Genomic DNA, 21,553 nt, shown 5'->3' with positions numbered 1-21,553 from the left:
GTATTCACAGTTAATTAACATTGCCCTCACTATGATGGCAGCGTCTTACCGGACTGAAACATTATGTAACGCCAGTGTAACGGCATCAGTTGTGGTCTCAGTAGCCGGTTAAAGGGTTCATACCCTCTTCATGGAAGCGTTCTGGCACAGGGAAGTCAGGTTTTAGACGGCGTCTGATGGCTTAACAGCCTCATTACGTTAACCAACGCGCCGATCTGTTTTACCAATTGCTCTTCCGCACATTTCGCGGCAGCGCTAAAAAGACCCTGCATAATAAAACCGGAGATACCATGAATAAGAAGGTTTTCACGCTTACAGCACTAGTTGCCAGCATGATGTTTGGTGCAACCGCTCACGCAGCTGACACCCGTATCGGCGTGACCATTTACAAATATGATGACAACTTCATGTCAATGGTGCGCAAAGACATCGAGAAAGAAGCGAAAACGATCGGTGGCGTACAGCTGCTGATGAATGACTCGCAGAACGACCAGTCCAAACAGAACGATCAGGTGGACGTGCTGATGGCAAAAGGCGTGAAAGCGCTGGCGATTAACCTGGTTGACCCGGCTGCCGCTGCCGTCATCGTAGACAAAGCACGTGCCAACGACGTGCCGGTTGTCTTCTTTAACAAAGAACCGAACGCTAAAGTCCTGGCCGGCTATGACAAAGCTTACTATGTGGGTACCGACTCCAAAGAGTCCGGCATCATCCAGGGTCAGCTGATTGAGAAGCACTGGAAAGCGACCCCAGCCTGGGATCTGAACAAAGATGGCACCATTCAGTTCGTCCTGCTGAAAGGCGAGCCAGGCCATCCAGATGCTGAAGCCCGTACTAAATATGTTATCGACACCCTGAACAAAGATGGTCTGAAGACGCAGCAGTTAGCGATGGATACGGCGATGTGGGACACCGCACAGGCCAAAGATAAGATGGATGCGTGGCTGTCAGGCCCGAACGCGAAGAAAATTGAAGTTGTGATTGCCAATAACGATGCGATGGCGATGGGTGCCGTTGAAGCGCTGAAAGCGCACAACATGACTTCTATCCCGGTCTTCGGCGTCGATGCCCTGCCAGAAGCGATGGCACTGGTGAAATCCGGTGCGCTGGCCGGTACCGTGCTGAACGATGCGGAAAACCAGGCGAAAGCGACGCTGGATATTGCCAACAACCTGGCGAACGGCAAAGCGGCAACCGATGGAACAAACTTCAAGATGGTCGATAAGATCGTCCGTGTTCCTTACGTTCCGGTTGATAAAGAAAATCTGTCTCAGTTCTCGAAGTAAGATTGATTACGGGCGCGACAGCTGTCGCGCCTTTTTTATGTCACCACCGTTTTTTAGCCAGGTAAAATATGGCCAGTGATAACACGACCGCGCAGCGAGAATATTTGCTGGAAATGACGAATGTTTCAAAATCATTTCCCGGCGTTAAAGCGTTAGATAATGTGAATTTGAAAGTGCGGCCTCACTCTGTTCATGCATTAATGGGCGAGAACGGTGCCGGGAAATCCACCTTATTAAAATGCCTGTTTGGTATTTATAAAAAAGATACCGGCAGTATCCTGTTTCAGGGTAAAGAGATCGACTATAAAAGCTCCAAAGAAGCGCTGGAAAATGGCGTGTCGATGGTGCATCAGGAATTAAACCTGGTTCTTCAGCGTACCGTGATGGATAACATGTGGCTGGGGCGTTATCCGCGCAAAGGCTTCTTTGTCGATCAGGATAAGATGTACCAGGACACTAAGGCGATTTTTGACGAGCTGGATATCGATATCGATCCACGCGACAAAGTTGCCAATCTTTCTGTGTCACAGATGCAGATGATTGAAATTGCTAAAGCGTTCTCCTACGACGCGAAAATAGTGATTATGGATGAGCCGACTTCCTCGTTAACCGAGAAAGAGGTGAATCACCTGTTCACGATTATTCGTAAGCTGAAAGATCGCGGCTGTGGCATTGTTTATATTTCGCACAAGATGGAAGAGATTTTCCAGTTGTGTGATGAGATCACGATTCTGCGTGATGGTCAGTGGATCACCTCTCAGCCGCTGGAAGGGCTGGATATGGATAAGATCATCGCCATGATGGTCGGCCGTTCACTGAACCAGCGTTTCCCTGACCGTACCAACGTGCCAGGCGAGACAATTCTTGAAGTTCGCAACCTGACGTCACTGCGTCAGCCGTCTATTCGCGATATCTCATTTGATTTGCGTAAAGGGGAGATACTCGGCATTGCCGGGCTGGTGGGCGCCAAACGTACCGATATCGTCGAAACGCTGTTTGGCATTCGCGAAAAATCGGGCGGCACCATCAAACTGCATGGCAAACCGATTAATAATCACAGCGCCAATGAAGCCATTAACCACGGTTTTGCGCTGGTGACTGAAGAGCGTCGTTCGACTGGTATTTATGCTTACCTGGATATTGGTTTTAACTCGCTTATTTCCAATATTAAAAAATATAAAAACAGTATGGGACTGCTGGATAATAAACGCATGAAGAGTGATACCCAATGGGTTATCGATTCAATGCGTGTTAAAACCCCAGGGCATCATACACAAATTGGTTCGCTTTCGGGCGGTAACCAGCAAAAAGTGATTATTGGCCGCTGGTTATTGACCCAGCCTGAAATCCTGATGCTTGATGAACCAACACGCGGTATTGATGTTGGTGCGAAATTCGAAATTTACCAGCTGATTGCTGAACTGGCGAAAAGAGAAAAGGGCATCATTATTATCTCATCCGAAATGCCGGAGCTGTTAGGCATTACCGATCGTATTCTGGTAATGAGTAATGGTCTGGTAGCAGGCATAGTTGATACCAAAACGACCACGCAGAACGAAATATTGCGTTTAGCGTCATTACACCTTTAATGAAGCAAGGGCTGTTAACATGAAAGCGACTACAAAAAAGAATGCGCTAACCTGGTTAAAAGAGGGCGGCATTTATGTCGTTCTGCTGGTATTGCTGGCTATTATTATTTTCCAGGATCCGACATTTTTAAGTTTGATGAACCTGAGTAATATTCTGACCCAATCTTCGGTGCGCATTATTATTGCACTGGGTGTGGCGGGTCTGATTGTGACCCAGGGTACTGACCTGTCAGCCGGACGTCAGGTTGGCTTAGCGGCGGTCGTTGCCGCAACGCTGTTGCAGGCGATGGATAACGCGAACAAAGTCTTCCCGACGCTGGATACCGTGCCGATTCCACTGGTTATCCTGACGGTGTGCATCATTGGCGGTGTAATTGGTCTGGTGAATGGTGTGATTATTGCTTACCTGAAGGTAACGCCATTTATCACCACGCTGGGCACCATGATTATCGTTTACGGTATCAACTCACTCTATTACGACTTTGTGGGTGCCTCACCGATTGCTGGCTTTGACGCAGGGTTCTCGAAATTTGCTCAGGGTTTCTTACGCTTTGGTGATTTTAAACTCTCGTTCATCACGTTCTACGCTGTGATTGCCATTATTTTCGTCTGGATTCTGTGGAACAAAACCCGCTTCGGCAAAAACATTTTTGCTATCGGCGGTAACCCGGAAGCGGCGAAAGTGTCAGGCGTGAACGTGCCTTTGAACCTGATCATGATTTATGCCCTGTCAGGTGTGTTCTACGCCTTTGGCGGGATGCTGGAGGCGGGTCGTATCGGTTCTGCCACCAACAACCTTGGCTTTATGTATGAGCTGGATGCGATTGCGGCCTGTGTGGTCGGCGGCGTTTCCTTCGCCGGTGGTGTGGGTAGTGTGGCGGGTGTCGTCACCGGTGTGCTGATCTTCACCGTTATCAACTACGGTCTGACCTATATCGGCGTGAACCCTTACTGGCAGTACATCATTAAGGGCGGCATTATTATCTTCGCCGTGGCGCTGGATTCCCTGAAATATTCTCGTAAGAAGTAAGTCTTATTAAACGCTAAAAAAGCGACCTTCGGGTCGCTTTTTTATTATGGGAGCGCAGGCATTGTTGCTGGAGTACGGGCATTGTCGCTGGAGTGCAGGCATTGTGGGTGGAGTGCAGGCATTGTCGCTGTGAGATCGAGTCTGCGAAGGGAACACGGTCAGATCGGAAAGACGCTAAGGCCAGTAAATGATCTGCCCGTGTCATTCCTCCGCAGAACGCTTTTTATAGGGGAGAGTGCTGGGGTCGTTTCTGTGAGATCGAGTATGCGTAGGGAACACGGTCAGATCGGAAAGTCGCAAAAGCCGTCATCCATGGCATGCTCGGCCCACGCCATCCCTGGCGTGGGACGCTTTCCTCTTCTGACCGTGTTCCCTGCGCGTTGAGCTTATTCATTGTTATAAGATTCACCCTCTTCAGATTTCTCAGCAGTCTAAGTCGGCTTTCAGAGGGGAAGTAGCACTGAATTATCTACCGTAGTCATGTAATTAATCAGCTTAATGATCGCTGCATAGTAACAGATGGCGACTAAACGTATGCTCCCTGAGCCAGCATATTACCGTCAGCTCCCTGAGCCCTGCACGTTACTGCCAGACCTCGGCACAGCAGTAACCAGCATAAAGAAGTCGCAGCGCGTGAGCTATTTCCGCAGCTTCTGTTCCAGCTCCAGCAGCTGCTCCGGCGTCACCGCCGGATAACTCTGCGCGTCTTCAGGAACATCGTGTACGGCAGGAATCGGCACCAGCGGGCCTAAGAAACGGGGTTCACGCTTAAGCAGGAAGAGGTCCGCCAGTGCACCCAGCCGGGCACCGACCTCACGGAAGCGCACGCTCAGCATGTTTTTCGGTGAGGGCACCGCATAGCACTGGGCCTGAATGCCCAGCTGCAGGGCGATAAACAGCGCGCGCTCACAGTGGAAGCGCTGCGTGATAATAATGAAATCATTGGTATCAAACACTTTGCGGGTGCGCACAATCGAATCAAGCGTCCGGAACCCGGCATAATCGAGCACGATATCAGCCGGATCGACACCGGCTTTGATAAGATCGCGGCGCATCGTCATCGGCTCATTATAGCTTTGCAGCGCGTTGTCACCGCTCAGCAGCAGATAATTCACCTTGCCGCTGTTATAGGCATTAAGAGCGCCCTGCATACGATAGAGGTAATACTGATTGATAACGCCTGTACGATAATATTTCGCCGTCCCCAGGACCACACCTACCTGACGATGCGGCAATGAAGCGACATTTTCGTATATAAAAGGCGCAGTTTTCCAGCTGATCCAGCGATCAAGGCCGAGCGCCGTTGCCACCATCAGTAAGATGATGAAAAGCAGACCAATGAGAACGCGTTTCAGCATGCGCCTGGAGACTCGATGTCAAAATAGTGAGATGGGACAAGGCTACTTGAGCAGCCGCAGCGAAGCAAGTGACTGCCGGCTGGCTGTACGTTTTTTGAACACTGCCGGACCAGAGGCGATCCGGCAGTGGGAAGATTAAATCGAGGTACGACGATAGTGACGATACTGCGGCAGCCAGAAGTTGTTGGCGATAGCCTGTGACAACACATCTTCAGAGGTCACCACGGCGACACCCGCCAGTTGAGCAGCTTTACCCACTTCCATCGCTATGATTTTCGACACGCCCTGGATATCTTTAATCTCAGGCAGTACCGGGCCTTCACCTTCATTCACCAGCGGAGAACAGTCAGCGAGCGCGCGGCTGGCGGTCATCAGCATGGTATCGGTAACGCGGCTGGCACCCGAAGCAATCACACCCAGACCAATGCCCGGGAAGATGTAGGAGTTGTTGCACTGCGCAATCGGATAGGTTTTACCGTTCCAGCTCACCGGCGAGAACGGGCTTCCGGTTGCGACCAGCGCGGCACCGTCAGTCCAGGCGATGATATCGGCTGGCGTCGCTTCCACGCGTGATGTCGGGTTCGACAGTGGCATCACAATAGGGCGCTGACAGTGCTTGTGCATCTCGCGGATGATCTCTTCGGTGAACAGGCCCGGCTGGCCAGAGACACCAATCAGAATATCGGGCTGCGCATTGCGCACCACGTCCAGCAGCGAGATGGAATCATTGGTGACATCCCACTGCTGCAGGTTTTCGCTCTTCTGCACCAGCTTGCTCTGGAAATCGAGCAGGTTAGGCAGCTTGTCCGTCAGCAGACCAAAGCGATCGACCATCATCACCCGGCCACGTGCTTCCTCGTCGCTCAGGCCTTCTGATTTCATCTGCGCGATGATCTGTTCAGCGATACCACAACCCGCGGAACCGGCACCCAGGAACACCACTTTCTGCTCGCACAGGCGGCTACCGGCTGCGCGGCTGGCGGCAATCAACGTACCTACCGTAACGGCTGCAGTGCCCTGAATATCGTCGTTAAAGCAGCAGACCTCATCGCGATAGCGGTTCAGCAGCGGCATGGCGTTCTTCTGGGCGAAATCTTCAAACTGCAGCAGAACTTTCGGCCAGCGGCGTTTAACGGCCTGGATAAATTCATTGACGAACTCGTCGTACTCTTCGCCGGTAATGCGCGGATGACGCCAGCCCATATAGAGCGGATCGTTCAGCAACTGCTGGTTATTGGTGCCGACATCCAGTACCACCGGCAAGGTGTAAGCCGGACTGATGCCACCACAGGCGGTATAGAGTGAAAGCTTACCAATCGGGATACCCATGCCGCCGATGCCCTGATCGCCGAGGCCCAGGATGCGCTCGCCATCGGTCACTACAATCACCTTCACATTCTGCTTGGTGGCGTTTTGCAGCATATCTTCGATGCGGTCACGGTTAGGGTAGGAGATGAACACGCCACGCGCACGACGGTAGATCTCAGAGAAGTGTTCGCAGGCTGCGCCCACAGTCGGGGTGTAGATAATCGGCATCATCTCTTCAAGATGATTATCCAGCAGGCGATAGAACAGCGTTTCGTTGGTGTCCTGGATGTTACGCAGGTAGACATGCTTATCGTTATTATTTTTGAAGTCCTGGAACTGACGCCAGGCACGCTGCGCCTGCTCTTCAATCGATTCCACTGCTTCTGGCAGCAAACCGTTGAGGTTGAATTCATTACGTTCTTCGATGCTAAAGGCGCTGCCTTTATTCAGCAGGGGAAATTCCAGCAAAATCGGGCCAGCATAAGGGATATACAGCGGGCGTTTACTTTCGTAGTCGAGTTCCATGCGGTAATGCTCCGGTTGCAGTGTTGTCTGGCGTCACGCCGGAAAGGTAGCGCCAGTTTTCTCACCCGTTATAGCTCAGACTGCAGGTCAGGCAGCGGCAGGGTAACCGCTGCGGAAACATTCACGACCGTGCTGCTATCCTGCAACCTGAATTATTCAGAGTAATTTGTAATTGCGTGAATTCTGGCGCCAGATCCTATGAAATTTCCCGCAGAAGTACAGCGTTTGTTCACAAAAGCTCACAAAACTGTGGCTTCTCTGACAGCGGGTTATGCTTTGTACAGCGTTACCTGCAGCAGCTCACCGCAACCAAATGTCTCAAGCGTCGCCTGCGTGGCGGCAAACTGGCTTAACGTGGCATTTTCCACTTCGGCCAGTACCGCTTTTTTTATCTGACGAACATCGCCGCCCTGCATGTTCAGCAAGACCAGTGCCGCCTGAAGCGGCGGGAAGCTCGGGTTAAACGCGGCATTTTCGGCATAGCGACCGGCGACAATCGCGCCATCCGTGGTCAGCAGCGCAACACCCGCGTGGGACTGGCTGTAAGGCGCGTGGCTGGCATTGGCAGCGGCAACCGCAGCCTGCACCAGTTCATCGCCTTCGGCCACATAGCCGTGGTCCACCTCGTCCATCAGGAAGGTCGTAATGTCCAGATCGCGCGGGCCAAAGGCATCCGGCAGATAATCGGCCAGGGTGCTGATTGCGCGTTGTGGCAGGCTGATGCGAATGTTGGTGCCGCTGTTCAGCTCGTTCATGAACTGACGGCAGTGACCGCACGGCGTGTAGTTAACGGTGATGGTCTCAAGCTGGCGCTCGCCGCGCAGCCACGCATGGGTAATAGCGCTCTGCTCAGCATGGACGGTCTGCTGCATGGGCGTGCCGACAAATTCCATGTTAGCCCCGAAGTACCAGTTGCCGCTGACGCCGCGGGCTATCGCCCCAACGTTAAAATGCGACACGGTAGGAACGGCACAGGAGGCCGCGAGGGGCAGCAGCGCCAGCGCCAGCGCATCGGCCTCCATTTGTGTCTGTTGTTGCAGTGAGGTGACCTGGTCGGCGCTGATCACCGCATGAAAGTCAGGATCGTTCAACAGGGGAGCAAGTGCAGTTTGCAGCGTTGACGGCAATGCCTCAAAAGCAGAAAGGAAACGGGAATGCATGTGAGCCTCATTAAATTCAGCAGGGCGATGTGCCAGTCACCGGTTTATATGTGATCCACATCGCTCTGACAATGTAACATGTGTTGCATGTTTCAACTTTGCGAGATCTCTCGCAAACTTTCAGCCAAACCAGTGCATCAGCAGCGGAAAAATAAACGGTGCCAGCAGAGAGGTGATGATGCCGCAGATCACCAGCGCCAGTGAGCTGAATGCTCCTTCCTGATAGTCCAGTTCCGCGGCACGCGCCGTGCCCAGCGCATGCGATGCATTGCCAATTGCCAGTCCGCGCGCCGCTTTCGATTTTACGCCCAGCAGATTCAGCAGCGTGTGTCCGAATACCGCACCCAGTACTCCGGCAATCAGCACGCAGATGGCGCTGATGGCGGGAATGCCGTGCAGCGAACCGGAGACGGCCATCGCGATGGGCGTGGTCACGGATTTAGGTACGATGGTGGCGGCAATTTCAGGTGTGGCACCCATCCACAGGGCAATAGCGGTGCCTGAGATCATGGCGGTCAGGCTGCCGATAAAGCAGACGCCAATAATCGATTTCCACCGGGCACGAATCTGATGCATCTGCTCATACAGCGGCAGTGCCAGCGCGACCACAGCCGGTTGCAGCAGCTGATTAAGAATCTGGCTGCCGGCGAAATAGCGCGAGTAAGGAAGCTGCAACAGCAGCAGTATCGGGATAATCATCCCCATGGCGACCAGTAGCGGATTAAGCAGCGAGATTTTCAGTCGTATCGCCAGCTTGCGCGCCAGAAAAAAGGCTGCCAGCGTCAGTGGCAGTGACCACCACATGTCACTCATCGGCTGACTCTCCGGCAGGACGGCGGCTGTGAAGCCGGTGGGCGCTGACGCCGACAATGGAGAGTACCAGGAAGGTACTGACAACACAGGAAACAACAATCGGGCCAAACTGGGCGGTGAGTATATCGGTGTAACTCATCACTCCGACGCTGATTGGCACAAACAGCAGCGCCATGTAGCGAATCAGCAGATGGCAGCCCGGTTTTACCCAGCTGACCGGCAGGATCTGCGACGCCAGCAGGCCGAACAGAATTAACATTCCCAGGATGCTGCCTGGCAGTTTAATGGGCAGCAGCGAAGCGATGCCGATGCCAGCGTATAAGCAGAGATAAATGATGATAAAGGCGCGAAGATAACGTCCGCAGACAGACAGCACGGTGAGCATGGCAGGCTCCTGTTTTCACTGAGCTTCATCATACGCATTAACCGCTTAGCGTGCTAGCGATCACATTTATGCCGCAGAGTAGCAGCAACGGGCAAAGCGTTTCAGCAGAAGGAAGCGGGGTAGTAGCGGTGAGAATGCAAAGGGGGAAAAATAACCCTTCGCGCCAGTGATACGGCGCGAAGGGTTGAGGACGGCACTTCGCTTAACCTGTTAAGCGTCGGCAGGCGATTACTTAACCGGCATACCCGGCACAGCACCGCTGTCGACGGAGAGCACGAACAGATCTTTGCCGCCCGGGCCCGCTGACAACACCATGCCTTCAGAGATACCAAAACGCATTTTACGCGGGGCGAGGTTAGCCACAATAATGGTCATTTTACCGACCAGCACGGCGGGATCAGGATAGGCGGCACGAATACCTGAGAAGATCTGACGCTTCTCACCGCCCAGGTCGAGTTGCAGACGCAGCAGCTTGTCCGAACCTTCCACCAGTTCCGCCTGCTCAATCAGCGCGACGCGCATATCCACTTTGGCGAAATCATCAATGGTAATGGTTTCACCGATCGGTGCATCGGCCAGCGGGCCCGTGGCGGGCGATGCACTGGCCGCAGCGGCATCCTCTTTCGAAGCCTCAATCAGTCCTTCGACTTTCGCCATTTCAATGCGGCTGTAGAGCGCTTTGAACGGTGCGACCTGATGATCCAGCAGCGGCTGCGCGATGGCATCCCAGCTCAGTTCACCGTTCAGGAAGCCTTCTGCGCGGGCGCTCAGTGACGGCAGTACCGGCTTCAGCCAGGTCATCAGAATGCGGAACAGGTTAATGCCCATGGAGCAGATTGCCTGCAGATCGGCATCACGGCCTTCCTGCTTCGCCACCACCCACGGAGCCTGCTCATCGACATAACGGTTCGCCAGGTCAGCCAGCGCCATGATTTCACGGATAGCACGGCTGTATTCACGACCCGCCCAGGCGTCACCAATCTTCTCTGACGCATCCACGAAGGTCTGATAGAGCACCGGATCGGCCAGCTCTGCCGCCAGTTTGCCGTCAAAGCGTTTGGTAATGAAGCCCGCGTTACGTGACGCCAGGTTAACCACTTTGTTAACGATGTCAGCATTCACGCGCTGGACGAAATCTTCCAGATTCAGGTCGATATCGTCGATGCGTGAAGAGAGTTTCGCCGCGTAGTAGTAACGAAGGCTGTCGGCATCCAGATGCTGCAGCCAGGTGCTGGCTTTAATAAATGTGCCGCGCGACTTCGACATCTTGGCACCGTTGACGGTGACATAGCCGTGTACAAACAGGTTGTTTGGCTTGCGGAAGTGACTGCCTTCCAGCATCGCTGGCCAGAACAGGCTGTGGAAGTAGACGATATCTTTACCGATGAAGTGATACAGCTCGGTCGTCGAGTCTTTACGCCAGAATTCGTCGAAGTCGATGTCGCCACGCTTGTCGCACAGGTTCTTGAACGAGCCCATGTAACCGATAGGCGCATCCAGCCAGACGTAGAAATATTTGCCTGGCGCGTCCGGGATTTCAAAGCCGAAATAAGGCGCATCGCGGGAGATATCCCACTGCTGCAGGCCCGATTCAAACCACTCCTGCATTTTGTTCGCCACCTGATCCTGCAGCGCACCGGAGCGGGTCCAGGCCTGCAGCATGGCGCTGAAGGACGGCAGATCAAAGAAGAAGTGCTCGGAGTCGCGCAGGACTGGCGTCGCACCGGATACCACCGATTTCGGATCGATCAGCTCGGTCGGGCTGTAGGTCGCGCTGCAGACTTCACAGTTGTCGCCATACTGATCAGGTGATTTACATTTCGGGCAGGTGCCTTTCACAAAACGGTCCGGCAGGAACATCCCTTTTTCCGGATCGTAGAGCTGGGAGATGGTGCGGTTTTTAATAAAACCGTTCTCTTTCAGACGGCCGTAAATCAGCGCTGAAAGCTCACGGTTCTCGTCGCCGTGGGTCGAATGATAGTTGTCATAGCTGACATTAAAACCGGCAAAGTCGGCTTCATGCTCGCTTTTCATCTCTGCAATCATCTGCTCCGGTGCAATGCCCAGCTGCTGAGCTTTCAGCATGATCGGCGTGCCGTGCGCATCATCGGCGCAGATGAAATAAACCTGATTGCCACGCATTCGCTGATAACGCACCCAAATGTCTGCCTGGATATGCTCGAGCATGTGGCCGAGATGGATTGATCCGTTCGCGTAAGGCAGTGCGCACGTTACCAGAATTTTTTTAGCGACTTGAGTCATAGTTTGCGTAGCTTTCTGTTGATTGAAAAAACGGGCTTAGATGGTAACTGAAGGCTTCACCTGCGTAAACACAAGGGATTCACCCTGCCAGTCGCCGCAGATCCACGAGCATCTGATATCATTGACAATACATCGCTGAAACACAGCGTAAGCACAGCAGAAATAAGGAGCAGGGGATGACAGTACAATCCCGGGAACCGCATACGCCAGAAGGCCTGCGCGCCATCGTGGCAGGCGTATTGAGAAGCTTTGAGCATCCGACCCTTAAGCAGAATCTCACCGCCCTGAAGGCATTGCACCATGTGGCGCAGCTGGATGGAACGCTGCATGTGGAACTGGTGATGTCGTTTGCCTGGGCCAGCGGATTCGACGACCTGAAAGAGCAGGTCAGCGCCGAACTGCTGCGCCAGACCGGCGCACGCGCCATCGACTGGCGGCTCAGCCATGATATTGCCACCCTGAAGCGGGTAAAAAACCAGCCGGGCGTTAACGGCGTCAAAAACATTATTGCGGTCAGCTCCGGCAAAGGCGGCGTGGGAAAATCCAGCACCGCCGTAAACATGGCGCTTGCGCTGGCAGCAGAAGGCGCGCGGGTCGGGATTCTGGACGCCGATATCTACGGCCCGTCTGTGCCGAACATGCTCGGCACTCAGGATCAACGGCCAACCTCGCCAGATGGCACCCATATGGCACCGATCATGGCGCACGGGCTGGCCACCAACTCCATTGGTTATCTGGTCACGGATGACAATGCGATGGTGTGGCGCGGGCCGATGGCCAGCAAAGCGCTGATGCAACTGCTCAACGAAACGCTGTGGCCGGAGCTGGATTATCTGGTGCTGGATATGCCGCCCGGCACCGGCGACATTCAGCTGACGCTGGCGCAGAACGTGCCGGTCACCGGTGCGCTGGTGGTGACGACACCGCAGGACATCGCCCTGATTGATGCCCGCAAAGGGCTGGTGATGTTTGAAAAGGTCAATGTGCCGGTGCTCGGCGTGGTGGAAAACATGAGCCTGCATATCTGCAGTCAGTGTGGCTTCCACGAGCCCATCTTTGGCACCGGCGGCGCGCAGAAACTGGTGGAGGATTACCAGACACAGCTGCTGGCCCAGCTGCCGCTGCACATTGACCTGCGCGAAGATCTTGATGAAGGTGAACCGACGGTGATTCGTCGTCCCGACAGCGAATTTACCGCGCTCTATCGCCAGCTGGCCGGACGCGTTGCGGCTCAGCTTTACTGGCAGGGCGAAGTCATCCCCGGCGACATCGCCTTCCGCGCGCTTTAAGCCCGACCCGACCCGCTGGCATAGTGTGAGGCCAGCGGGTAATGCATCAACACGTAGCCGCCGTGCTCACCTTCGCCCTGTGAAATCATTTTCCAGCCGTGTTTCAGGTAAAACGCCTGTGCCGCTTTGTTCTTCTGCAGGCACTTCAGCGCGCCGGTTGAGGTAAAGCGCGCTTCGACTGCTTCCAGTAAAGCGCTGCCCACGCCGCGTCCCTGCCAGTCAGGATCGACATAAAGACTGTGCAGGAAGTTGTCGTTCTCCAGCAGCCCGGCAAATCCGACACGCTGCCCCTCTGCTTCCGCGACCAGCACGGTTTCGCCCAGAATCACGCCATCAAAATCTTCCAGCTGCCACTCGCTGCCGTCAAGCCAGCGCCAGTTGTGTCGTCGCGCCGCCAGAAACAGCGTGCGCAGGAAAGGACGATCGGCTTCCGTAAACGGACGAATCTCCACAGGTCAGCTCCCTTATAATCCGGTCTTACAAAACTAGCAGTGATTCGCGAAGACAGGCGAAAAGATAAAGCGGGTTAAATGTCACGAAAATCGCTGTACACTGCCTGCCGGGCCAGAGAGCATCAGGCTTTCAGCGTTTGATAGCTTTCGTTTATCAGATTGATAACGACCGCGTATTAGATGTTGGCCCGAAAATTATGTAACCTGCATCACATATTTTAACGGAGGCCACAGATGTCTATTATCAATACCAAAATCAAGCCGTTCAAAAACGCAGCATTCAAAAACGGCGAATTCATCGACGTAACCGAGAAAGACGTTGAAGGTAAATGGAGTGTGTTCTTCTTCTATCCAGCTGACTTCACCTTCGTCTGCCCGACCGAACTGGGCGACGTGGCTGACCACTACGAAGAATTCCAGAAACTGGGCGTAGATATCTACTCCGTTTCTACCGACACCCACTTTACCCACAAAGCCTGGCACGGTTCTTCAGACACCATCGCGAAAATTCAGTACGCGATGATTGGTGACCCGACTGGCGCGCTGACCCGTAACTTCGAAATCATGCGTGAAGACGAAGGTCTGGCTGACCGCGGTACGTTCATCGTTGACCCGGAAGGCGTTATCCAGGCCATCGAAATCACTGCTGAAGGCATTGGCCGTGACGCCTCTGACCTGCTGCGCAAAGTGAAAGCGGCTCAGTACGTGGCTTCTCACCCAGGTGAAGTGTGCCCGGCTAAATGGAAAGAAGGTGATGCAACACTGGCTCCGTCTCTGGACCTGGTTGGCAAAATCTAATTCCGCTTCGCCCTTTCGACCATTCTCCAATCGGGTGCTGCGGCACCCGATTTTTTGACCAGGATATCACTATGCTCGACACAAATTTGAAGACGCAGCTCAAGGCTTACCTTGAGAAATTAACCAAACCTGTTGAGTTGATCGCCACCCTGGATGAGGGTGCAAAATCAACCGAGATCCGTGAACTGTTGGTTGATATCGCCGGCCTGTCTGACAAAGTCAGCTTCCGCGAAGAGAACGATCGTCAGGTGCGTAAGCCCTCATTTCTGATCACTAACCCAGGTTCGAACAGCGGCCCGCGTTTTGCCGGTTCCCCACTGGGTCACGAATTTACCTCACTGGTGCTGGCGCTGTTACAGACCGGTGGGCATCCGTCGAAAGAAGCACAGAGCCTGCTGGATCAGATCGCGGCGCTGGACAGTGACTTCCATTTCGAAACTTACTATTCACTCTCATGCCATAACTGCCCTGACGTCGTACAGGCGCTGAACCTTATGGCGGTGATTAATCCGCGCATCAGCCACACCGCTATCGACGGTGGCCTGTTCCAGAACGAGATTCAGGAACGTAACGTGATGGGCGTGCCAGCGGTTTACCTCAATGGTAAAGAGTTTGGTCAGGGTCGCATGAGCCTGGCGGAAATCGTCAGCAAAGTGGATACCAATGCGGATAAACGTGCGGCAGAAGAGCTGAACAAGCGTGACGCGTATGAAGTCCTGATTATCGGCAGTGGTCCGGCGGGCGCAGCGGCAGCCATCTACTCAGCACGTAAAGGCATCCGTACCGGCCTGCTGGGTGAGCGTTTTGGCGGCCAGGTGCTTGACACGGTCGATATCGAAAACTATATCTCCGTACCGAAAACCGAAGGGGCAAAACTGGCCGGTTCACTGCGCGCACACGTGGATGATTACAACGTGGACGTCATTGAAAGCCAGAGCGCCATCAAACTGATCCCGGCAGCGAAAGAGGGCGGAATGCACGCCATCGAAACCGCCTCCGGCGCAGTATTGAAATCCCGCAGCATCATCCTGGCGACCGGCGCACGCTGGCGTAACATGGGCGTGCCGGGTGAAGAAGAGTATCGCACCAAAGGCGTGACCTACTGCCCACACTGCGATGGTCCGCTGTTCAAAGGCAAACGCACAGCGGTGATCGGCGGCGGTAACTCCGGCGTGGAAGCGGCCATCGATCTGGCCGGTATCGTTGAACACGTTACGCTGCTGGAGTTTGCCGGTGCGATGCGCGCCGATCAGGTGCTGCAGGATAAGCTGCGCAGCCTGAAGAACGTTGATGTGATCCTGAACGCGCAGACCACTGAAGTGAAAGGCGACGGCACCAAAGTGACCGGCCTGCACTATATCGACCGTACGACGCAGACCACCCACGAGCTGCCGCTCTCCGGTATCTTCGTTCAGATCGGTCTGCTGCCGAACACCCCGTGGCTGGAAGGCGCGGTTGAGCGCAACAAAATGGGTGAGATCATCATCGATGGTAAATGCGAAACCAGCCTGAAGGGCGTGTTTGCTGCGGGCGACTGCACCACCGTGCCGTACAAACAGATCATCATCGCCAGTGGTGAAGGTGCTAAAGCCTCACTGAGCGCGTTTGACTATCTGATTCGTACCAAATCGGCTGAATAACATTTAGTTAGCCAGACAATAGCCCTTCAGCACGCCTGCTGAGGGGCTTTTTTTTTAGCCTGTTAATAGCCCGCCAGTGTCATCAGCATCATCCATATCGGCGTCGTCACCGCCGCAAATACCGTTGAAAACAGCATACTCGCCGCCGCCGGGCCGGTAATGACATTGAACTTCTGCGACATCAGATAGACGTTAACCCCGACTGCCATCGATCCCAGCAGTACCACCACTTTACTCTCCAGCGGTGGCAAATCGGTCAGCCACGCGATAGCCCATACCGTCATCGGCTGCAGCACCAGCTTCAGCAGGCAGAGGGTATAGCTCTCTTTAAGTCCTTCCCGCACCCGATAATGCGCCAGGCTCATGCCCAGCGTCACCAGCGACAGGGGCGCGGCCAGTGAAGCCAGCATCTTTAACGGTTCTGCGGCCAGCATCGGCAAAGGACGCTGCAGAAAACTCCAGGCCGTCCCGCTGAGAATGCCGATGATGAGTGGATTCTTTACTACCCCAATCAGGGTGCGCCACACGCCTTCCAGCGAGAAGCTGCCCTGTTTCGCCCATTCGACCGAAACGGTGAGTAAGGTCCAGAGGATCAGGCTGTTAAATACCAGAACCAGCGCCACCGGGGGCAGGGCTTCTGGCCCCAGCAGTACTGTGGCCACCGGGATCCCCAGCATCACGTTATTGGAAAAGATGCCGCCCAGCGCAAAAACCGACGCCGCTACGCCATCCAGATTGAACAGCCTTGTTGCCAGCAGTCGCCCCACGATAAACACCAGCAGGCAACTGCCGAAGAAGGCCAGCAACAGGCGCGCATCCACCGGCGGACTTTGCGAGAAGGTGCTCATCACCCGAAACAGCATGCAGGGCAGTGCGACGTTAAATACAAAGCGGTTCATCCCTTCGCTGATGCTGGCGGGCCATTTTCCGAGGCGCGTCAGACAGTATCCCAGCAGGATCAGGATAAACAGCGGGGCTGACAGATAAATTTGATGGCTTAAGCTTTCAAACAGCAGTGGCATAGAGAGAGTCTGGTCAGGCGATGATTAGTTACCAGACTAACAAATTGCTAACTAACTGTTAACTTGAACTGTGTCTGGAATGACCGTTGCCCGGACACTAACCTAACCAGCGGCGTGCCTGTCTGTCACTGATATCCCGATAATAGACCCGGTGAATAATTTCGCCACAGCCTGTGCAGCGGGCGGAAAGATAGGTGGAGAGGTACTGTCTGCCATTGGGTGCCACGGCACCCTTGCGTTCAATATTAATCTCCTGCCATCGATGACGGTGTGGAATAAGCGCTAAAAATCGCATCATACGTCCTGAATAGTATGAAGTTCCGCTTCAGAAGTTTTTTAACTCCATGAAATAACGTGTTTTTTACGATAATGCTGCGAGCAGGTTAGTTATTATGGGGTCACCAGATTCACTGCGGGAAATATTACTCATCAGGGTAATAAACACTTCTACTTATAAAGAGGTATTCCGATAGCCCGCAGCATTAAGCCTTTTTTTGTACTGCTGAGAGTTGATCGGGATCATGTGAATTGTTTCAGTTCCGATTATTTTCCAGGCTTGCTTTAACAGTACGGCTTGCCTATGCTGCAAGCCGTAACACGACTCGGGGTGCCCTTCTTAAATGAAGGCTGAGAAATACCCGTATTACCTGATCTGGATAATGCCAGCGTAGGGAAGTCTGATGCCTGACCGCATTCGCCTTCTTGTTCGCCGGTTGGGAGCTACGATGACACATCAATCTCAACACCTTTCTGCTGCGCACTTCGCGCCCGTTCTGCACACTTTCCGCCGTCAGTCACCGCTGGTGCACTGCATGACCAATGACGTGGTCCAGAGCTTCACTGCCAATGTGTTACTCGCGCTCAATGCCTCACCGGCAATGGTGATCGATGCTGACGAAGCGGCACAGTTCGGCCGCTTTGCCGATGCGTTGCTGATTAACGTGGGCACGTTAACCCGCGAGCGCCAGAAGGCGATGCAGGCTGCAGTTATCGCGGCTAATCAGGCGGGCACCCCCTGGACACTCGATCCGGTTGCCGTCGGCGCGCTGACGCTGCGCAGCGACTTCTGTCAGCAACTGCTCAGCCAGCAACCGGCGGTGATTCGGGGAAATGCGTCAGAGATTCTGGCGCTGGCACAACAGGCCGGCGGCGGGCGCGGTGTCGACACGCTGCATCAGGCGGATGCAGCACTCAATGCGGCCCAACAGCTCGCGGAAACCTGGAGCACGCTTGTGGTCGTCACCGGTGAAGTGGACTACGCCACCGACGGTCGGCGACTCCTTGCCATAACCGGTGGAAGCCCGTTAATGACGCGCGTGGTCGGAACCGGCTGCGCACTTTCTGCTGTAGTGGCGGGATTCACTGCTCTGCCAGGCGATCGGCTGATGAACGTGGCGGCGGCCTGTCAGATAATGGCCCTGTCGGGTGAAAAGGCAGCGGCGCAGGCAGCCGGACCCGGCAGCTTTGTCACGGCGTTTATTGATGCACTCTGGACGCTGGGGGTAGAGCATGAAGCGCATTAATGCTCTGACGATTGCCGGTACCGATCCCAGTGGCGGCGCGGGCATCCAGGCCGATCTGAAAACCTTCTCAGCTCTGGGTGCCTACGGCACCAGTGTGATTACCGCGCTGGTGGCACAAAACACCCAGGGCGTGCAGTCGGTTTATCGCATTGCGCCTGACTTTGTTGCCGCCCAGCTCGATTCGGTACTGGATGATGTGCGTATCGACAGCGCAAAAATCGGCATGCTGTCTGAAACGGCCATTGTGGAACAGGTTGCAGCCCGGCTGAGGCGTGCTGAGATCCCGTTTGTCGTGCTGGATACGGTCATGGTCGCGAAAAGTGGTGATGCGCTGCTTTCGCCAGACGCCGTGGCCAGCGTACGGGAGCAGTTATTACCGCAGGTGTCGCTGATCACGCCAAATCTGCCGGAAGCGGCGGCGTTGCTGGATTGCGCTATCGCCACCAATGAGGCAGAGATGCGCGAGCAGGGGCGGGCCTTGCTGGCACTCGGCTGTCAGGCCGTGCTGATGAAGGGCGGTCATCTGGCGGCGTCGGAGAGTCCGGACTGGCTGATTACTCACTCAGCGGAACAGCGATTCAGCACGCCACGCGTGCATACCCGTCATACCCATGGCACCGGCTGCACGCTGTCGGCCGCCTTAGCCGCGTTACGTCCGCGCCATACTGACTGGGCAGAGACGATTGAGGAAGCGAAAAACTGGTTGCAGCAGGCGCTGTTACAGGCGGATTCGCTGGAGGTCGGGAACGGCATCGGACCGGTGCACCATTTTCATCAGTGGTGGTGACGGCGAAGGTCCGCATCGACCTGGTAATCAGGCGGTGCGGGCAGTTTCCGTTTCAGGGCGCTTCAAACCAGGCGCTGTTACGCTCGGCAATCGGGGTGATTGAGAAGATCATCTCCTGCAGGTGACGACGCATCGCCGCTTCGGCGGCATCGGCGTCATGGCGCTTCAGCGCGGCAAAAATCTCTTCATGCTGCTCAATCAGCCTCTCCGGTGGTGAGACTTCACTCAGCGTCAGAAACCGCACCCTGTCCATAGCCGCTTTTATGTTTTCCACCGTCTCCCAGGCGAGCTTGCAGTCAATGCTTTCAGCGATCAGGCGATGAAACTCATCGTCCAGAGTGAGGAAAGCCTGGCTGTCATGCCGCTCAGCGGCCATGCGCTGCAGCTGCAGATTATGTTCCAGTGCCATCAGGGCGGGATCGTCAATCTCCACCGCTGCCCGCCGCACTACCGACACTTCCACCGCCTCACGGATAAACCGGCCATCCGCGACACGTTTAGCGGAGATTTTGCGCACGAAGGTGCCGCGCTGCGGCAATACCTGTACCAGTCCGGCTTCAGCCAGCTTTATGAACGCTTCACGCACCGGCTGGCGTGAGACGTTGAAGCGTGCTGAGACCTCTTTTTCAGAGAGCAGCGAACCTGGCTGAATTGCGCAGGTAACAATATCTTTGCGCAGATAACGGTAAATCTGCTGATTTACCGGTTCGCTGGTAGTAATGGTATAGGCGATCGACATGCAGCAATATCCATATTACGGCTGACCGGGGCCAGCGCGATGGGAAAGTGTCAGTCTAATCAGCGCGCTGCGTCTGCGCCAGCGCTTTTAGCCGCGGTTGAGACACTGATGCACTGTAGCACGCGCGCCCTGGGTGGTGAGTTGCTGATACCAGACAGTCAGTCGGGCAACCACGTCGCTATTCTGCGCCAGATCCTCGCCGAATACTTCGCGGATGGCGAGCAATGCCCGCACGCGAGACTCACCTTCTTCACTGGCGGCAACGCACTCTGCGAGCTGCGCTTTCAGCGGATCGCGGATGTCGATCGGCTGACCCTGTTCATCGACGCCGCCGACATAGCGCATCCAGCCCGCTACGCCCAGCAGCAGCAGGTCGCAGTCACTACCGCGCTGCAGGTGCCAGCGCAGGCTATCGAGCATACGCTGTGGCAGTTTCTGTGTGCCGTCAGTGGCAATCTGTCCGGTGCGATGTTTAATGGCGCGATTTTCATAACGCGCAATCAGTGAATCGGCATAGGCGTTGAGATCCACGCCCTGAGTGCGCAAAGTAGGAGCCTGCTCATCGATCATCAGTGAACGGGCGGCGGCGCGGAAATGGTGATCGGCCATGCAGTCGCTGATGTATTCATAACCGGCAAGGAAGCCGAGATAGGCCAGGAAAGAGTGGCTGCCATTCAGCATGCGCAGTTTCATCTCTTCATAGGGCAGAACGTCACTGACCAGTTCTGCGCCCGCGTTTTCCCACGCCGGACGACCATTGACGAAGTTATCTTCAATCACCCACTGGAAGAAGGGTTCCGCTTCAACCGCAACCGGGTCGCTGGAACCCAGGCGCGCGCTCAGGGCCGCAAACGCCGCATCGGTCATCGCCGGAACGATGCGATCGACCATGGTTGAGGGGAAGGTAATGTGCTGCTGAATGTACTCTGCCAGCGCCGGATCCTGCTGCCGCGCCAGTTGCACAATCACGTTGCGGGTGACATGACCATTTTCCGGCATGTTGTCACAGGACATCACGCTGAAGGCAGGTAGCCCCTGGTCACGGCGGCGGCGGATCGCGGCCAGAATCAGACCTGGCAGCGAGCGTGGCGCATCCGGATGCTGCAGGTCATGGACGATATCGGGATGATCGGGATTTAAATTGCCACTGGCGGGCTGATGACAGTAGCCTTTTTCAGTGACGGTCATGGAGACAATCGCCACTTCAGGCTGACTCATGGCGTTAATCACCGCCTCAATACCGTCACTTTTACCGTGCAGCGCCTGGGTAATAACGCCAATTACCCGGGTATGCAGGGAATCATCAGCCATCTCGGTGAGGGTATAGAGCAGATGCTGCTCACGCAGAGCCTGAATCAGCGCGCCGCTGTTGAGGTTCACTTCGCAGTATCCCCAGTCGCTACCCTGTTCAGCCAGCCTGTCGCTGCAAAGTGCCTGATGAGCGCGATGAAAAGCACCAAAACCGATATGCACCATGCGGGTTTTTAACTGGCTGCGGTCGTAAGCGGGGCGCCGGACCTCAGCGGGGAGGCAATCAATCTGTAACATAGTCCGTCCTTATGGCAAACGGGGCGCAAAGCGCCCCAA

19 protein-coding genes and 1 riboswitch are annotated in these 21,553 nt (G+C 54.9%); of the genes, 8 read left to right on the top strand and 11 right to left on the bottom strand.

All coding sequences use genetic code 11. The annotated features are described in order from the left end of the window. Positions 1 to 290 precede the first annotated feature (290 nt). From mglB to mglC, 3 genes are all read left to right on the top strand, one after another. Positions 291 to 1,286, top strand: coding sequence for a galactose/glucose ABC transporter substrate-binding protein MglB (gene mglB, locus NIM72_RS05895; protein ID WP_222925220.1), 996 nt, complete (start codon positions 291 to 293; stop codon positions 1,284 to 1,286). Between the two features lie 68 nt (positions 1,287 to 1,354). Continuing rightward, the gene (mglA, locus tag NIM72_RS05890) at positions 1,355 to 2,875 is read left to right on the top strand and encodes a galactose/methyl galactoside ABC transporter ATP-binding protein MglA (RefSeq protein ID WP_013358507.1); all 1,521 of its coding nucleotides are present in this window, start codon (positions 1,355 to 1,357) and stop codon (positions 2,873 to 2,875) included. A 19-nt stretch (positions 2,876 to 2,894) separates the two neighbouring features. Continuing rightward, complete coding sequence (gene mglC / locus NIM72_RS05885) at positions 2,895 to 3,905, top strand: galactose/methyl galactoside ABC transporter permease MglC (RefSeq protein ID WP_161732226.1); 1,011 nt, start codon at positions 2,895 to 2,897, stop codon at positions 3,903 to 3,905. 638 nt (positions 3,906 to 4,543) lie between these two features. Here the strand turns inward: mglC and sanA are convergent. The 6 genes from sanA to metG all read right to left on the bottom strand — a co-directional run bounded on the left by sanA (position 4,544) and on the right by metG (position 11,716). Beyond that, positions 4,544 to 5,263: an outer membrane permeability protein SanA gene (sanA, locus tag NIM72_RS05880; protein ID WP_013358504.1), complete on the bottom strand. Its 720-nt coding sequence runs from the start codon at positions 5,261 to 5,263 to the stop codon at positions 4,544 to 4,546. A 135-nt stretch (positions 5,264 to 5,398) separates the two neighbouring features. Further along, entirely contained in the window at positions 5,399 to 7,096 is a 1,698-nt protein-coding gene (locus NIM72_RS05875; protein WP_253419328.1) for an NAD-dependent malic enzyme, read from the bottom strand. 269 nt (positions 7,097 to 7,365) lie between these two features. Further along, a complete protein-coding gene (gene cdd, locus NIM72_RS05870; protein ID WP_253419325.1) occupies positions 7,366 to 8,256 on the bottom strand; it encodes a cytidine deaminase in 891 nt (296 codons plus the stop codon). 120 nt (positions 8,257 to 8,376) lie between these two features. Next, positions 8,377 to 9,069: a CidB/LrgB family autolysis modulator gene (locus NIM72_RS05865; RefSeq protein WP_222925222.1), complete on the bottom strand. Its 693-nt coding sequence runs from the start codon at positions 9,067 to 9,069 to the stop codon at positions 8,377 to 8,379. Next, positions 9,062 to 9,454 (bottom strand): CidA/LrgA family protein, encoded by a 393-nt coding sequence (locus NIM72_RS05860; protein WP_222925223.1) that lies wholly within the window; start codon positions 9,452 to 9,454, stop codon positions 9,062 to 9,064. The genes NIM72_RS05865 and NIM72_RS05860 overlap by 8 nt, the downstream gene beginning before the upstream one ends. Positions 9,455 to 9,682: 228 nt before the next feature. Then, positions 9,683 to 11,716, bottom strand: coding sequence for a methionine--tRNA ligase (gene metG / locus NIM72_RS05855; RefSeq protein ID WP_253419322.1), 2,034 nt, complete (start codon positions 11,714 to 11,716; stop codon positions 9,683 to 9,685). A gap of 176 nt (positions 11,717 to 11,892) precedes the next feature. Here metG and apbC point away from each other — a divergent pair, with 176 nt between their 5' ends. After that, positions 11,893 to 13,005 (top strand): iron-sulfur cluster carrier protein ApbC, encoded by a 1,113-nt coding sequence (gene apbC / locus NIM72_RS05850; RefSeq protein WP_253419319.1) that lies wholly within the window; start codon positions 11,893 to 11,895, stop codon positions 13,003 to 13,005. Here the strand turns inward: apbC and NIM72_RS05845 are convergent. Further along, positions 13,002 to 13,457 carry a GNAT family N-acetyltransferase gene (locus NIM72_RS05845; protein WP_161732239.1) on the bottom strand — a complete coding sequence of 152 codons (456 nt, stop codon included), beginning with the start codon at positions 13,455 to 13,457 and terminating at the stop codon, positions 13,002 to 13,004. The genes apbC and NIM72_RS05845 overlap by 4 nt on opposite strands. A gap of 234 nt (positions 13,458 to 13,691) precedes the next feature. Between NIM72_RS05845 and ahpC the strand changes: the two genes are divergently transcribed. Further along, on the top strand, positions 13,692 to 14,255 hold the full coding sequence (gene ahpC, locus NIM72_RS05840; RefSeq protein ID WP_013358496.1) for an alkyl hydroperoxide reductase subunit C: 564 nt from the start codon (positions 13,692 to 13,694) through the stop codon (positions 14,253 to 14,255). Between the two features lie 71 nt (positions 14,256 to 14,326). After that, positions 14,327 to 15,895, top strand: coding sequence for an alkyl hydroperoxide reductase subunit F (gene ahpF / locus NIM72_RS05835; RefSeq protein ID WP_253419316.1), 1,569 nt, complete (start codon positions 14,327 to 14,329; stop codon positions 15,893 to 15,895). Between the two features lie 62 nt (positions 15,896 to 15,957). On the opposite strand, the gene NIM72_RS05830 is transcribed toward ahpF, so the two are convergent. Then, entirely contained in the window at positions 15,958 to 16,917 is a 960-nt protein-coding gene (locus NIM72_RS05830; RefSeq protein WP_222925225.1) for an AEC family transporter, read from the bottom strand. Positions 16,918 to 17,014: 97 nt separating this feature from the next. Then, positions 17,015 to 17,212, bottom strand: coding sequence for a hypothetical protein (locus NIM72_RS05825; protein WP_222925463.1), 198 nt, complete (start codon positions 17,210 to 17,212; stop codon positions 17,015 to 17,017). A 298-nt stretch (positions 17,213 to 17,510) separates the two neighbouring features. After that, positions 17,511 to 17,608: riboswitch (TPP riboswitch) on the top strand. A gap of 34 nt (positions 17,609 to 17,642) precedes the next feature. On the opposite strand from NIM72_RS05825, the gene thiM reads away from it, so the two are divergent. Beyond that, positions 17,643 to 18,440, top strand: a complete 798-nt coding sequence (gene thiM / locus NIM72_RS05820) for a hydroxyethylthiazole kinase (RefSeq protein WP_253419313.1) — start codon at positions 17,643 to 17,645, stop codon at positions 18,438 to 18,440. After that, positions 18,427 to 19,227 carry a bifunctional hydroxymethylpyrimidine kinase/phosphomethylpyrimidine kinase gene (gene thiD / locus NIM72_RS05815; RefSeq protein WP_222925226.1) on the top strand — a complete coding sequence of 267 codons (801 nt, stop codon included), beginning with the start codon at positions 18,427 to 18,429 and terminating at the stop codon, positions 19,225 to 19,227. Before thiM ends, thiD begins: the two co-directional genes overlap by 14 nt. A gap of 52 nt (positions 19,228 to 19,279) precedes the next feature. On the opposite strand, the gene NIM72_RS05810 is transcribed toward thiD, so the two are convergent. Both NIM72_RS05810 and NIM72_RS05805 read right to left on the bottom strand, forming a co-directional pair. After that, positions 19,280 to 19,966 carry a GntR family transcriptional regulator gene (locus NIM72_RS05810; RefSeq protein ID WP_161732247.1) on the bottom strand — a complete coding sequence of 229 codons (687 nt, stop codon included), beginning with the start codon at positions 19,964 to 19,966 and terminating at the stop codon, positions 19,280 to 19,282. Between the two features lie 87 nt (positions 19,967 to 20,053). After that, the gene (locus NIM72_RS05805; protein WP_161732249.1) at positions 20,054 to 21,514 is read right to left on the bottom strand and encodes a mannitol dehydrogenase family protein; all 1,461 of its coding nucleotides are present in this window, start codon (positions 21,512 to 21,514) and stop codon (positions 20,054 to 20,056) included. Positions 21,515 to 21,553 lie beyond the last annotated feature (39 nt).

The organism is Pantoea sp. B550 (assembly GCF_024158165.1).
GTDB lineage: Bacteria > Pseudomonadota > Gammaproteobacteria > Enterobacterales > Enterobacteriaceae > Pantoea > Pantoea alfalfae.
This window is presented reverse-complemented; position numbering and strand designations above follow the sequence as displayed.

What these genes read in the sequence shown, in the direction of transcription:
- NIM72_RS05810 (WP_161732247.1), bottom strand. Translation starts at nt 19,966, where the DNA reads ATGTCGATCGCCTATACCATTACTACCAGCGAACCGGTAAATCAGCAG.
- apbC (WP_253419319.1), top strand. Translation starts at nt 11,893, where the DNA reads ATGACAGTACAATCCCGGGAACCGCATACGCCAGAAGGCCTGCGCGCC.
- mglA (WP_013358507.1), top strand. Translation starts at nt 1,355, where the DNA reads ATGGCCAGTGATAACACGACCGCGCAGCGAGAATATTTGCTGGAAATG.
- thiM (WP_253419313.1), top strand. Translation starts at nt 17,643, where the DNA reads ATGACACATCAATCTCAACACCTTTCTGCTGCGCACTTCGCGCCCGTT.
- ahpC (WP_013358496.1), top strand. Translation starts at nt 13,692, where the DNA reads ATGTCTATTATCAATACCAAAATCAAGCCGTTCAAAAACGCAGCATTC.
- NIM72_RS05825 (WP_222925463.1), bottom strand. Translation starts at nt 17,212, where the DNA reads ATGCGATTTTTAGCGCTTATTCCACACCGTCATCGATGGCAGGAGATT.
- sanA (WP_013358504.1), bottom strand. Translation starts at nt 5,263, where the DNA reads ATGCTGAAACGCGTTCTCATTGGTCTGCTTTTCATCATCTTACTGATG.
- metG (WP_253419322.1), bottom strand. Translation starts at nt 11,716, where the DNA reads ATGACTCAAGTCGCTAAAAAAATTCTGGTAACGTGCGCACTGCCTTAC.
- mglC (WP_161732226.1), top strand. Translation starts at nt 2,895, where the DNA reads ATGAAAGCGACTACAAAAAAGAATGCGCTAACCTGGTTAAAAGAGGGC.
- cdd (WP_253419325.1), bottom strand. Translation starts at nt 8,256, where the DNA reads ATGCATTCCCGTTTCCTTTCTGCTTTTGAGGCATTGCCGTCAACGCTG.
- ahpF (WP_253419316.1), top strand. Translation starts at nt 14,327, where the DNA reads ATGCTCGACACAAATTTGAAGACGCAGCTCAAGGCTTACCTTGAGAAA.
- NIM72_RS05860 (WP_222925223.1), bottom strand. Translation starts at nt 9,454, where the DNA reads ATGCTCACCGTGCTGTCTGTCTGCGGACGTTATCTTCGCGCCTTTATC.
- NIM72_RS05805 (WP_161732249.1), bottom strand. Translation starts at nt 21,514, where the DNA reads ATGTTACAGATTGATTGCCTCCCCGCTGAGGTCCGGCGCCCCGCTTAC.
- NIM72_RS05830 (WP_222925225.1), bottom strand. Translation starts at nt 16,917, where the DNA reads ATGCCACTGCTGTTTGAAAGCTTAAGCCATCAAATTTATCTGTCAGCC.
- NIM72_RS05865 (WP_222925222.1), bottom strand. Translation starts at nt 9,069, where the DNA reads ATGAGTGACATGTGGTGGTCACTGCCACTGACGCTGGCAGCCTTTTTT.
- thiD (WP_222925226.1), top strand. Translation starts at nt 18,427, where the DNA reads ATGAAGCGCATTAATGCTCTGACGATTGCCGGTACCGATCCCAGTGGC.
- mglB (WP_222925220.1), top strand. Translation starts at nt 291, where the DNA reads ATGAATAAGAAGGTTTTCACGCTTACAGCACTAGTTGCCAGCATGATG.
- NIM72_RS05875 (WP_253419328.1), bottom strand. Translation starts at nt 7,096, where the DNA reads ATGGAACTCGACTACGAAAGTAAACGCCCGCTGTATATCCCTTATGCT.